Below are 12,988 nucleotides of genomic sequence, written 5' to 3'. Positions count from 1 at the left end.
GGTTCTCGTCAGCCGGCACGGCAGGGGCGAAAAACCGGATGAGATATGACGGAGCCTCAGCCTACTCTCACGACGATGGCCGAGAACAGACAAGACCACGCCTCCGCGACCGGGCACCGCTCCACGGTCCGCTCCCTGCTGCGCCTGCGGCCCTACGCCCGTGCCGTCCGCCGCCAGCTGACCGTCTCGGTGACGGCCGCCGTGCTCGCCATGATGAGCGTCCTCGCCGTGCCCGTGGTCCTCGGCCGGATCGTCGACGGGCCGCTCGCCGAGCACGACCTGGCCGGGCTCTGGCCGCTCGCCGGCCTGCTGCTGCTCCTCGGCCTGGTCGAGGCCGCCCTGTTCTACACCCGCCGGGTGGTCCTGGCCCGCCCGCTGGCCGGGCTGGAGACCGCCATGCGCGGCGACCTCTTCGCCAAGCTCCAGCGGCTGCCGGTCTCCTTCCACGACCGGTGGGGATCCGGCCAGCTGCTCTCCCGGGCCACCGCCGACATGTACACCATGCGGCTGTTCCTGGCCTTCCCGCTGGTCTTCCTGATCGTGAACTCGGTGATGTTCCTGGCCGGCACGGTCGTGATGTTCACGCAGGACTGGCGGCTCGCCCTGATCGTCCTGATGCCCGCCGCACCGCTGTTCGTGCTCACTCGCCGCTTCGAGGCCGGCTACTCCGGCGCCTCCCGGCTCGCCCAGGACCAGAACGGCGACCTCGCCACCGTCGTCGAGGAGTCCATCCTCGGCATCCGCGTCCTCAAGGCCTTCGGCCGCCACCGCTCGATGGCCGAGCGCTTCCGGGCGCAGTCCCACCTGCTGCGCCGCACCGAACTGCGCAAGGCCCACCTGCTCGCCAACCTGTGGGCCGTCATCGTCGGCCTGCCCGAGATCGCCCTCGGCTGCGCGCTCGCCGTCGGCGCCTACCTGGTCGCGCACGACGAGCTGAGCGCCGGCACCCTGGTCGCCTTCCTCTCCACCGCGCTCGCGCTGCGCTGGCCGGTCGAGTCCCTCGGCTGGCTGCTCGCCTACGCCAACGAGGCCGCCACCGCGACCGACCGCTTCTTCGAGGTGCTGGACGAGCCGGAACCCGCGGACCAGGCCGAGCCCGCCTCGCCGGACACCGCCACCGCCACCGCCACCGCCCTCGGAACGACCGACGGCATCCGCTTCACCGGCGTCCGCTTCCGCTACCCCGACGCCCCCGACGACACCCCCGACCTGCTGTGCGGCATCGACCTGCACATCCGCAGCGGCGAGACGATGGCCCTGGTCGGCGCCACCGGCAGCGGCAAGACCACGCTCACCGCGCTGCTCCCCCGGCTGTACGAGGCCACCGCCGGCACCATCACCCTGGACGGCCGGGACATCCGCGAACTGCCGCGCGAACGGCTGCGCGAACTCGTCGCCGTGGCCTTCGAGGAGCCGACCCTGTTCTCCGCCACCGTCCGGGAGAACGTCCTGATGGGTGCCCCGGGCGCGGGCGACGACCAGCTGCTCGCCGCGCTCGCCACCGCCCAGGCCGGCTTCGTCGAGAAGCTCCCGGCCGGGGTCGATACCGAGGTCGGCGAGCAGGGCCTCAGCCTCTCCGGCGGCCAGCGCCAGCGCCTGGCCCTGGCCCGCGCGGTCGTCGGCGACCCCGCCTTCCTCGTGCTCGACGACCCGCTCTCCGCGCTCGACGTGCACACCGAGGCCCTGGTCGAACGGGCGCTGCGCGAGGTCCTCGGCTCCACCACCGCCCTGGTGGTCGCCCACCGCCCCAGCACCGTGCTGCTCGCCGACCGGGTCGCGGTGCTCGCGGACGGCCGGATCGAGGCCGTCGGCACCCACCAGGAGCTGCTGCACAGCTCGGCGCACTACCGCGAACTCATGTCGGGCGAGGCCGCCCTCGTACCCGAGGGGAGCACCACCCGATGACCACCACGATCGAGCCCGCCGGCTCCTCCGCCCAGGACGCGCCGGACGCGCTCGAGGAGGAACTGCCCCCGCCCCCGGCCGACGAGGAGGACATCCCCGTCCCGCCCGGTGCACCCCGGGCGCTGCTGCGCTCGCTGCTCGGCCCGCACCGGGCCCGGATCACCGTGGCGATGCTGGTGATCCTCGTCCAGCAGGCCGCCCTGCAGTCCGGCCCGCTGCTGGTCGCGGTCGCGATGGACCGCGGCATCCCGGCGCTGCGCGAGCACGACGCCGGCCCGCTGATCTCGGTGATCGCCGCCTACCTGGGCTGCTCGCTGCTCAGCCCGCTGCTCCAGTGGGTGTTCATCAAGGTCAGCGCCCGGATCAACCAGGACATCCTGCTGGACCTGCGCGGCCGGATCTTCCGGCACGCCCAGCGGCTCAGCCTGGACTTCCACGAGCGCTACACCTCCGGCCGGATCATCTCCCGCGCCACCAGCGACATCGACGCGCTGCGCGAGCTGCTCTCCGAGGGGCTCCAGGAGCTGCTGACCGTCTTCCTGTCGGTCTGCTACATCTCGGTGCTGCTGCTGGTGCTGGACTGGCGGCTCGGCCTGGCCTCGCTGGCCTCGCTCCTGCCGCTGGGCCTGATCGCCCACTCCTTCCGCACCCGCTCGCGCCGGGTCTACCGCCGCTCGCGGACCTCGGCCGCCTCGATGATCGTCCGCTTCACCGAGACGATGAACGGCATCCGCCCGGTGCAGGCCTTCCGCCGCGAGAAGGCCAACGACGCCGCCTTCGCCGTGGTCAACCGGCAGTCCGCCACCGCGACCGCGGACGGCTTCCTGGAGCTCGCCCGCTACGTCGGCCTCTCCCGCACCACCGCCAACGTCTGGACCACCGGCGTGGTGCTGCTGGGCGCCTACCTGGTCGCGGACGGCACGGTGGAGCTGGGCGTGCTCACCGCCTTCACGCTCTACCTGCGCCGGCTGTACGACCCGATCGACCAGCTGGCGATGTTCCTGAACAGCTACCAGTCGGCCGCCGCCGCGCTGGAGAAGATCGCCGGCCTGCTCGCCCACGAGCCGACCGTCGCCGAGCCGGCCGAGCCCGCCGAGCTGCCGGAGCCGGCCGGCCGGGGCCGGGAGGTCCGCTTCGAGCGGACCCGCTTCGCCTACCGCACCGGCAAGGAGGTGCTGCCGCCGTTCGACCTGCTGATCCCGGCCGGCCAGACGGTGGCCGTGGTCGGCGCGACCGGCGCGGGCAAGTCGACGGTCGCCAAGCTGCTGGCCCGCTTCTACGACCCGACGGACGGCCGGATCCGGCTCGACGGCGTCGACCTGCGCGACCTCGCCACCCCCGAACTGCGGCGCGGGGTCTGCATGGTGACTCAGGAGTCCTTCCTGTTCTCCGGCACCGTCGCCGAGAACATCGCGATCGGCCGCCCCGGCGCCACCCGCACGGAGGTCGAGCAGGCCACCCGGGACATCGGCGCGTACGAGTTCATCGCCGCGCTCCCGGACGGCTTCGACACCGACGTGCGCAAGCGCGGCGGCCGGATCTCCGCCGGGCAGCGCCAGCTGGTCGCCTTCGCCCGCGCCCTGCTGGCGGACCCGGCGGTGCTGATCCTGGACGAGGCGACCAGCTCGCTGGACGTCCCCGGCGAGCAGGCCGTCCAGCGGGCGATGCGCACCGTACTGGCCGGACGGACGGCCGTGATCATCGCGCACCGGCTCTCCACCGTGGAGATCGCCGACCGCGTCCTGGTGATGGACCAGGGCCAGATCGTCGAGGACGGCACCCCGCGGGAGCTGATCGACGGCGCCGGACGCTTCGCCGAGCTGCACCGGGCCTGGCGGGACAGCCTGGTCTGACCCGGGCCGTCCCGCCGGGCCCGGTCACCGCAGCAGGCCCGCGTCCATCCCGGCCGACTCGGCGGGCAGGGCGACCAGCCCCGGCTCCGCCGGGGAGGCCAGCCGCGGGTGGGCCGGCAGCACCCGGACGGTGTAGCCGAACGGGCCGGTCCGGCAGAGCTCCAGCGAGCCCTCGTACCGGGTCCGCCCGTCCAGGTCCGGGCCGCCGACCGGCTTGAGCGCCAGCAGGCAGGCGTCCGAGATGCCGTCCGACTCGTCGACCCGGCCGGACACCACCTGCACCTCGACGTCGCCCGGCTCCAGCGCGCCGAGCGCGACCTGCACCCGCAGCGCCAGCGAGCTGCCCAGCTCCTGCGCCTCGTCCGGGCAGTCCGCCTCGACGTGCTCGACCCGGACGGCCGGCCAGGCCTCCCGGACCCTCGCCTTCCAGGCCGCCAGCTCCCGGGCGCCGCGGTGACGCCCGGCCGCCAGCTCCCGCTGGGCGAGGGCCGCCGGGGTGTACAGCCGGTCGACGTACTCGCGGACCATCCGGCCGGCCAGCACCTTGGGGCCGAGGGTGACCAGGGTGTGCCGGACCATGGCGATCCAGCGGTGCGGCAGCCCGTCCGCGTCCCGGTCGTAGAAGCGGGCGGCGACCTGCTCCTCGATCAGGTCGTACAGCGCGGCGGCCTCGATGTCGTCGCGCCGCTCGGCCTCGCAGCTCTCCGGGTCGAGCACGCCGCTGCTCTCGTCGGCGGTGGGGATCGCCCAGCCGTTCTGGCCGTCGTGCCACTCGTCCCACCAGCCGTCCAGGATGGACAGGTTGAGGCAGCCGTTGAGCGCGGCCTTCATCCCGGAGGTGCCGCAGGCCTCCAGCGGGCGCAGCGGGTTGTTCAGCCAGACGTCACAGCCCGGGTAGAGGAGCCGGGCCATCGCCATGTCGTAGTCCGGCAGGAAGACGATCCGGTGCCGGACGGCCGGGTCGTCGGCGAAGGCGACCATCTGCTGGATCAGCCGCTTGCCGCCGTCGTCGGCCGGGTGGGCCTTGCCGGCGACGACGATCTGCACCGGCCGGGTGGGGTGCAGCAGCAGCGCGCGCAGCCGCTGCGGGTCGCGCAGCATCAGGGTGAGCCGCTTGTACGAGGGCACCCGGCGGGCGAAGCCGATGGTGAGCACGTCGGGGTCGAGCACCGAGGAGACCCAGCCGAGCTCGGCCTCGCCGGCGCCGCGCTGGCGCCAGGCGGTGCGCAGCCGGCGGCGGGCCTCGTCGACGAGCTGGGCGCGCAGGCTGCGGCGCAGGTCCCAGATCTCGGTGTCGCCGATCCTCTCCAGCCCGGTCCAGCGCGTGGCGTCGCCGGTGGTCATGGCGTCCTCGGCGCGGTCGGCGCCGATCTCGGCGGCGCCGAGCCGGACGACGGAGGGGTCGATCCAGGTGGCGGCGTGGACGCCGTTGGTGACCGAGGTGATCGGCACCTCGGAGGGGTCGAAACCGGGCCAGAGGCCGTTGAACATGGAGCGGCTGACCTCGCCGTGCAGGGTGGAGACCCCGTTGGCGCGCTGGGCCAGGCGCAGGCCCATGGCGGCCATGTTGAAGAGCTTCGGGTCTCCGCCGCGCCAGGTCTCGGCGCCGAGCGCGAGCACCGGTTCGACCGGGACGCCGGGCAGCGCGGCGTCGCCGCCGAAGTGCCGGGCGACCAGCTCGCGGTCGAAGCGGTCGATGCCGGCCGGGACGGGGGTGTGGGTGGTGAAGAGCGTGCCGGCCCGGACGGCTTCCAGGGCGGCGGCGAAGTCGAGGCCGGCGGTGTCGGTTTCGACCGGGCCGGCGGCGACCAGTTCGCGGATGCGCTCGACGCCGAGGAAGCCGGCGTGGCCCTCGTTGGTGTGGAAGACCTCGGGGGCGGGGTGGCCGGTGAGCCGGCAGTAGGCGCGGACGGCGCGGACGCCGCCGATGCCGAGCAGCATCTCCTGGAGCAGCCGGTGCTCGCTGCCGCCGCCGTAGAGCCGGTCGGTGACGTCGCGTTCGGCGGGCGAGTTGGCTTCCGTGTCGGAGTCGAGGAGCAGCAGCGGGACCCGTCCGACCTGGGCCTTCCAGATGTTCGCGGCGAGGGTCCGGCCGCCGGGCAGGGCCAGGTCGATCCGGCAGGGGGTGCCGTCACTCTCCCGGAGCAGGCTGACCGCGAGTTCGTCCGGATCGAGCAGCGGGTAGCGCTCCTGCTGCCAGCCGTCCCGGTCGAGGGACTGCCGGAAGTAGCCGTGCCGGTAGAACAGCCCCACGCCGATGACCGGCACGCCGAGGTCGCTGGCGGCCTTGAGGTGGTCGCCGGCCAGGATGCCGAGCCCGCCGGAGTACTGGGGCAGTGCGGCGGCGATGCCGTACTCGGGGGAGAAGTAGGCGATGGCGGCGGGCAGGGGGGCGTCGCCGCCCTCCTGGGCCTGGTACCAGCGCGGGCCGGTCAGGTACTCGCGCAGGTCGTCGGCGAGGTCGCCGAGTCTGCGCAGGAACCGCCGGTCGACGGCGAGTGCGGCGAGCCGGGCCGCCGGGACCTGCCCGAGCAGCCGCACCGGGTCCTCGCCGGTCGCGGCCCAGACCTCCGGGTCCACGGACCGGAAGAGGTCCCGGGTCTCGGGGTGCCAGGACCAGCGCAGGTTGAGGGCCAGCTCGTGCAGCGGCTGGAGTTGTTCGGGCAGGACGGTGCGGACGGTGAATCTGCGGATTGCCTTCACGGCGTGAAGCGTAGCCCCGACGGCTGTCATGACAGTGGGTCAAGTGGGCTATTGGGCATCCGTTCGGCCTATTGATGAGATCGCATTCGGCGCATTGGTCTGTACGGGGGGCGCGCGAGGCGCACGTTTCGGGGGATCGCGCTACCAATGCGTGAACACCGCGGAACAGATCCATTTCCGACGGCTCATCCGCTCCGGACAAAGCTCGAAACTCCGGCCGTACCGCTGCGAAAGTCTTGTCCTCAGTGCGACTATGAACCAAGGTCGTTGATGCTGTGGGGAGTCCGGCGACGGGTGGCGTCCCCCGTGAAGCAGCACGTCCGAATCCTTTTCGCGTTGATCGTTCCTCATCTTCTTAGCCCATTCGGCGCTCACCGCGCACCGACGCGTGTCCTCGCACTCGGCCAGCTCGTTCACGGGTAAACCGGGTCGCCCAGGGGCGTACCCCCGGAGGCGTGCGCCGGGACGCGCGCGGGCTCCGGGGCGTCCCGCCGCGGGGTCGGCGGGCGCCGGGCAGGTTGCCGGGGACGACGGCGCGGGCAGGCTTCCGGTCGCACGTCCTCCCCACCCAGCAGTCCTCCCGGTACTCCCCTGGCCCGCCCCGGCGCCCGCGGGAGCTGCCGCCGATCTCGGGCAGGAGTTTGGCATGCACGGCGACACGCGGGACCAGTCCACACCGGTGGCCGACACCCTCGACGCAGCGGTCGCGGAATCCGCCGGACGGATGGATTCTGACACTCGGACAGACCCGGCGATGCCGGCTCCCAGGACGTCCGGGGCGGTCCGTGCCCGACGCTCCGAAACCGAGTCCTCCGAAGCGGCCCCACAACCCGGGGCCGAGGAGAACCGGACCGCGACACCGCGCAGGCGCACCACCACCACGCGCCGCACCGCCGCCGGCGCGTCGGCCGCCACCAAGGCCGCCGCGCCCAAGGCCGCCACCGCGAAGGCCGCCACTGCGAAGGCTGACGCACCGAAGGCCGCCACCGCGAAGGCCGACGCCGCGCCGCGCAAGACGCCCGCCCGCAAGACGCCCGCCCGCAAGCCCGCCGCCCGCAAGACGACAGAGAGCGACACCGTGATCGGCCGCATCCCCGTCCTGGACGTCAGTCCCCTCGTAGACGCCGGCCGACGCCCGGCCAAGGCCGTCGTCGGCGAGACCTTCCTGGTCACCGCCACGGTGTTCCGCGAGGGCCACGACGCCGTCAACGCCAACGTGGTGCTGCGCGACCCGCGCGGCCGCAGCGGCCCGTGGACCCCGATGCGCGAGCTCGCCGAGGGCACCGACCGCTGGGGCGCGTACGTCACCCCGACCGCGCCCGGGCGCTGGTCGTACCTGGTCGAGGCGTGGAGCGACCCGGTCGCCACCTGGCGCAGGACCGCGTCGGTGAAGCTGCCCGCCGGGATCGACACCGCGCTGGTCCTGGAGGAGGGCGCCCGGCTGCTGGAGCAGGCCGCTAACGGCGTGCCGAAGAAGGAGGGCCGCGCCCACGTGCTGGCCGCCGTCGACGCGCTGCGCGACCCCGGCCTGCCGCCGCTGTCCCGGCTGGCCGCCGCGATCGCCCCCGAGGTGCTGGACCTGCTGGCCCGTTACCCGCTGCGCGAGCTGGTCAGCGCCTCCCGTCCGCTGCCGCTCCAGGTGGACCGCGAGCGCGCCCTGTTCGGCTCCTGGTACGAGTTCTTCCCCCGTTCGGAGGGCGCCGTGGTCGACCCGGGCGGCGTCGAGCCGCCGCGCTCGGGCACCCTGCGCACCGCCGCCGAGCGGCTGCCGGCGATCGCCGCGATGGGCTTCGACGTGGTCTACCTGCCGCCCGTTCACCCGATCGGGCGCGCCTACCGCAAGGGTCCGGACAACACCCTGACGGCCGGTCCGCACGACGTCGGCTCACCCTGGGCGATCGGCTCCCCCGAGGGCGGCCACGACACCGTCCACCCGGACCTCGGCACCATCGAGGACTTCGACCACTTCGTCGCCGAGGCCCAGGCGCTGCACCTGGAGGTGGCGCTCGACTTCGCCCTCCAGTGCTCCCCCGACCACCCGTGGGTGAACAAGCACCCGGAATGGTTCAACCATCGCTCCGACGGCACCATCGCGTACGCCGAGAACCCTCCGAAGAAGTACCAGGACATCTACCCGATCAACTTCGACCAGGACATGGAGGGAATCGTCAAGGAAACCATCCGTATCCTCCGTTTCTGGATGTCCCACGGGGTGCGGATCTTCCGGGTCGACAACCCGCACACCAAGCCGGTGGTGTTCTGGGAGAACGTGCTGGCCGACATCGCCCGCACCGACCCGGACGTCGTGTTCCTGTCGGAGGCTTTCACCCGGCCCGCGATGATGCACACCCTCGGGAAGATCGGTTTCCACCAGTCGTACACGTACTTCACCTGGCGCACCACCAAACCGGAACTCACCGAGTACCTCACCGAACTCACCGGTGACACCGCCTCCTACATGCGGCCCAACTTCTTCGTCAACACCCCGGACATCCTGCACGCCTACCTCCAGCAAGGCGGCCGGGCCGCGTTCGCCGTCCGCGCCGTGCTCGCCGCCACCCTCTCCCCCAGCTACGGCGTCTACGCCGGCTACGAGCTGTACGAGAACGAGCCGGCCCACCCGGGCTCCGAGGAGTACCTGCACTCGGAGAAGTACGAGCTGCGCCCGCGCGACTGGAACCGCACCGACACCCTCGCCCCGCTGCTCACCGTGCTGAACCGGCTGCGCCGGCGCCACCCCGCCCTGCGGCAGCTGCGCGACCTGCGCTTCCACCCCACCGACAACGACCAGGTGATCGCCTACTCCAAGACCGCGACCACCCCCGAGGGACTGACCGACCAGGTGATCACGGTGGTCAACCTCGACCCGCACCGCGTCCAGGAGGCCACCGTCTCGCTCGAGGGCGACGGCCCGTACGTGGTGCACGACGAGCTCACCGGCGCCATCTACACGTGGGGCCGGCACAACTACGTCCGGCTCGATCCCTCAGCCGAGCCGGCTCACCTCCTCACGGTTCGGAGGAACCCAGCGTGACAGTGAACGAGCCCGTCCCCGACACCTTCCCCGAGACCTCGAAGAAGAACCTGGACCCCGAGTGGTTCAAGCGTGCGGTCTTCTACGAGGTGCTGGTGCGGTCCTTCCAGGACAGCAACGGCGACGGGGTCGGGGACCTCAAGGGGCTCACGGCCAAGCTCGACTACCTCCAGTGGCTCGGGATCGACTGCCTCTGGCTCCCGCCGTTCTTCGCCTCGCCGCTGCGCGACGGCGGGTACGACGTGGCCGACTACAAGTCGGTGCTGCCCGAGTTCGGCGACCTCGCCGACTTCATGGAGTTCGTGGACGCCGCGCACGCCCGCGGCATGCGCGTGATCATCGACTTCGTCATGAACCACACCAGCGACCAGCACCCGTGGTTCCAGGCCTCCCGGGAGGACCCGGACGGCCCGTACGGCGACTTCTACATGTGGGCCGACGACGACAAGCAGTACCCGGACGCCCGGATCATCTTCGTCGACACCGAGACCTCCAACTGGACGTACGACCCGGTCCGCAAGCAGTACTACTGGCACCGGTTCTTCTCCCACCAGCCGGACCTCAACTACGACAACCCCCGCGTCCAGGACGAGATGATCGCCGGGCTGCGGTTCTGGCTCGACCTCGGCATCGACGGCTTCCGGCTGGACGCGGTGCCCTACCTGTTCGCCCGCGAGGGCACCAACTGCGAGAACCTGACGGAGACGCACGAGTTCCTCAAGCGGGTCCGCAAGGAGATCGACGCCAACTACCCCGACACCGTCCTGCTCGCCGAGGCCAACCAGTGGCCCGAAGACGTCGTCGACTACTTCGGCGACTTCGCCGCGGGCGGCGACGAGTGCCACATGGCGTTCCACTTCCCGGTGATGCCGCGGATCTTCATGGCGGTGCGGCGGGAGTCCCGCTACCCCGTCTCGGAGATCCTGGCCAAGACCCCGCACATCCCCAGCGGCTGCCAATGGGGCATCTTCCTGCGCAACCACGACGAGCTGACCCTGGAGATGGTCACCGACGAGGAGCGCGACTACATGTACGCGGAGTACGCCAAGGACCCCCGGATGCGCGCCAACGTGGGCATCCGCCGCCGGCTCGCCCCGCTGCTGGAGAACGACCGCAACCAGATCGAGCTGTTCACCGCCCTGCTGCTCTCCCTGCCCGGCTCACCGGTCCTCTACTACGGGGACGAGATCGGCATGGGCGACAACATCTGGCTCGGCGACCGCGACGGCGTCCGCACCCCGATGCAGTGGACCCCGGACAGGAACGCGGGTTTCTCCTCCGCCGACCCGGGCAGGCTCAGTCTGCCGCCCATCATGGACCCGGTGTACGGCTATCAGGTGACCAACGTCGAGGCGCAGCAGAGCAGTTCGAGTTCGCTGCTGCACTGGACGCGTCGCATGATCGAGATCCGCAAGCTCAACCCGGCGTTCGGCCTCGGCACGTACACCGAACTGCCCTCCAGCAACCCCGCGGTGCTGGCCTTCGTGCGCGAGCACGAGGGGGACCTGGTCATGTGCGTGAACAACTTCTCGCGGTTCGCGCAGCCGACCGAACTGGACCTGCGGCGGTACGGCGGGCGGTACCCGGTCGAGCTGATCGGCGGGGTGCGCTTCCCCTCGATCGGAGAGTGGCCGTACCTGCTCACCCTGGCCGGCCACGGCTTCTACTGGTTCCAGCTCCGGCAGCCCCCGCGACTGAGCGGGACCAGGCGCTCGAAGTAACGATCCACCGGGCGCCGGCCCCGACCGCACCACCAGACCCTCCGGGGGCGCGAGTTGAACCCCGCGCCCCCGGAGTTCTCCGCACCACCGCGTACGGAGAACAGCCCAACGGCCACCCACACGAAGGCGTGACACCCGAGCCCCGCTCGCGTGCCGCCACCGCCGCGCCGCAGAAATCCGGAAGACTGACGGACCCGGCCAGACCCGTCGGGCAGTCGGCCCGCTTCCGGGGAAAGGGAGTCATGTCCGAAACCTCCCGTTCTCAAGCCCACGTGCAGCACGACACCCCGGCCGGCCCCGCCACGCCGGCGGGGCCACGGAGCACCGGGGTCCGGAGAACCGCCCTGGGGGTCAGCGAACTCGTCCAGGCGTCCCTTCCGCTCATCGCCCAGTGGCTCCCCACGCAGCGCTGGTACGCCGGAAAGGGACGGCCCATCACCGGGCTCACCCCGGTGGTCGGAACTCCGCTGCAGGTCGGCGACCCGGCCCTGCTGCACCTCCTGCTGCGGGTCGAGCACGCCACCACGGCCGGCGCCCCGCACGGGGACGTCTACCAGCTCCTCCTCGGCATCCGCTCGGAGGGCCCCGCCGACATCGAGCCCACCGCCGTCCTCGGCCGGCTCAGCCAGGGCCCGTACGACGGCGCGACGCTCTACGACGCGGTGCACGACCCGGAGCTCACCGGGCGGCTGCTGGAACACCTGGCCACCGGCGACCGCTTCGGCTCGCTCGCCTTCCGCCGCACCCCCGGCTCCGGCCTGCCCACCAACATCCCCGGGCGCGCCTCCACCGCCGAGCAGTCCAACAGCTCGGTCATCTACGGCACCTCCTACATCCTCAAGCTGTTCCGCCGCATCCACCCCGGCACCAACCCCGACCTCGAGCTCTCGCTCGCCCTCTCCCGGGCCGGCTCCACCCGCATCCCCCGGGTCGCCGCCTGGTTCGAGAGCCGGATGGAACGCGCCGAACCCGCCACCCTCGGCCTGCTCCAGCGCTACCTGCCGGACGCCGAGGACGGCTGGGAACTCGCCCTCGACCAGGTCGGCCGGCTCAAGGGCGACCCCTCCCCCGGAAACTTCGCCATCGAGGCGCACCGGCTCGGCCGGGCCACCGCCGAGGTGCACCGGGTGCTCGCCCGCTCGATGCCGGTCGCCCGGCTCGACCGCACCCAGACCCGGCAGCTCGCCACCGCCATGGCCGACCGACTCGACAGCGCGGTAGCCGCCGTCCCCGGGCTGCTGCGCTACCGGGCCGCGCTGCGCACCGCCTTCCAGCAGCTCGCCGACGCCCACCCGGACGGGCTGCCGGTCCAGCGCATCCACGGCGACCTGCACCTCGGGCAGGCCATGCGCACCCCGCACGGCTGGGTGCTGCTGGACTTCGAGGGCGAGCCGGCCAAGTCCGTCAACGAGCGCCGCGAACCGCAGCCCGCCCTGCGCGACGTCGCCGCGATGCTCCGCTCCTTCGACTACGCGGCCGCACACCTGCTGGCCGGCGGCCCGGTCGACCCGGAGCTCGCCCACCTCGCCGCCGCCTGGGCGCAGCGCAACCGCACCGCCTTCTGCGCCGGGTACACCGCCGGGGGCGGCGTGGACCCGGCGGCCTCGCCGGAGCTGATGCGGGCACTGGAGATCGACAAGGCGGTCTACGAGGTGGTGTACGAGGCCCGGCACCGTCCGAGCTGGCTGCCGATCCCGCTGGCCGCGATCAACCGGCTCGCCCTGACCGTCTGATCCCGCTTTCCCCGTACCGCCAGCCAGGAGTTCGCCCAC

General features: G+C 72.4%; 6 protein-coding genes. 5 read left to right on the top strand and 1 reads right to left on the bottom strand.

The annotated features are described in order from the left end of the window. The first annotated feature begins 75 nt into the window (after positions 1 to 75). Both F7Q99_RS17850 and F7Q99_RS17845 read left to right on the top strand, forming a co-directional pair. Positions 76 to 1,905: an ABC transporter ATP-binding protein gene (locus tag F7Q99_RS17850; RefSeq protein WP_195911101.1), complete on the top strand. Its 1,830-nt coding sequence runs from the start codon at positions 76 to 78 to the stop codon at positions 1,903 to 1,905. Then, positions 1,902 to 3,758, top strand: a complete 1,857-nt coding sequence (locus F7Q99_RS17845) for an ABC transporter ATP-binding protein (RefSeq protein ID WP_153462707.1) — start codon at positions 1,902 to 1,904, stop codon at positions 3,756 to 3,758. The genes F7Q99_RS17850 and F7Q99_RS17845 overlap by 4 nt, the downstream gene beginning before the upstream one ends. A 24-nt stretch (positions 3,759 to 3,782) precedes the next feature. Here the strand turns inward: F7Q99_RS17845 and glgP are convergent, their stop codons facing one another. Then, complete coding sequence (gene glgP, locus F7Q99_RS17840) at positions 3,783 to 6,461, bottom strand: alpha-glucan family phosphorylase (protein WP_326846801.1); 2,679 nt, start codon at positions 6,459 to 6,461, stop codon at positions 3,783 to 3,785. A gap of 1,078 nt (positions 6,462 to 7,539) precedes the next feature. On the opposite strand from glgP, the gene F7Q99_RS17835 reads away from it, so the two are divergent. The 3 genes from F7Q99_RS17835 (at position 7,540) to F7Q99_RS17825 (ending at position 12,949) form a co-directional block, all read left to right on the top strand. Then, on the top strand, positions 7,540 to 9,495 hold the full coding sequence (locus tag F7Q99_RS17835) for an alpha-1,4-glucan--maltose-1-phosphate maltosyltransferase (protein ID WP_326847222.1): 1,956 nt from the start codon (positions 7,540 to 7,542) through the stop codon (positions 9,493 to 9,495). Further along, on the top strand, positions 9,492 to 11,216 hold the full coding sequence (gene treS, locus F7Q99_RS17830) for a maltose alpha-D-glucosyltransferase (RefSeq protein ID WP_326846800.1): 1,725 nt from the start codon (positions 9,492 to 9,494) through the stop codon (positions 11,214 to 11,216). Before F7Q99_RS17835 ends, treS begins: the two co-directional genes overlap by 4 nt. A gap of 242 nt (positions 11,217 to 11,458) precedes the next feature. After that, the gene (locus F7Q99_RS17825; RefSeq protein ID WP_195911100.1) at positions 11,459 to 12,949 is read left to right on the top strand and encodes a maltokinase N-terminal cap-like domain-containing protein; all 1,491 of its coding nucleotides are present in this window, start codon (positions 11,459 to 11,461) and stop codon (positions 12,947 to 12,949) included. The last annotated feature ends 39 nt before the right edge of the window (positions 12,950 to 12,988 follow it).

The sequence above is a fragment of the Streptomyces kaniharaensis genome (assembly GCF_009569385.1).
Classification (GTDB): domain Bacteria; phylum Actinomycetota; class Actinomycetes; order Streptomycetales; family Streptomycetaceae; genus Kitasatospora; species Kitasatospora kaniharaensis.
This window is presented reverse-complemented; position numbering and strand designations above follow the sequence as displayed.

What these genes read in the sequence shown, in the direction of transcription:
- F7Q99_RS17845 (WP_153462707.1), top strand. Translation starts at nt 1,902, where the DNA reads ATGACCACCACGATCGAGCCCGCCGGCTCCTCCGCCCAGGACGCGCCG.
- F7Q99_RS17850 (WP_195911101.1), top strand. Translation starts at nt 76, where the DNA reads ATGGCCGAGAACAGACAAGACCACGCCTCCGCGACCGGGCACCGCTCC.
- F7Q99_RS17825 (WP_195911100.1), top strand. Translation starts at nt 11,459, where the DNA reads ATGTCCGAAACCTCCCGTTCTCAAGCCCACGTGCAGCACGACACCCCG.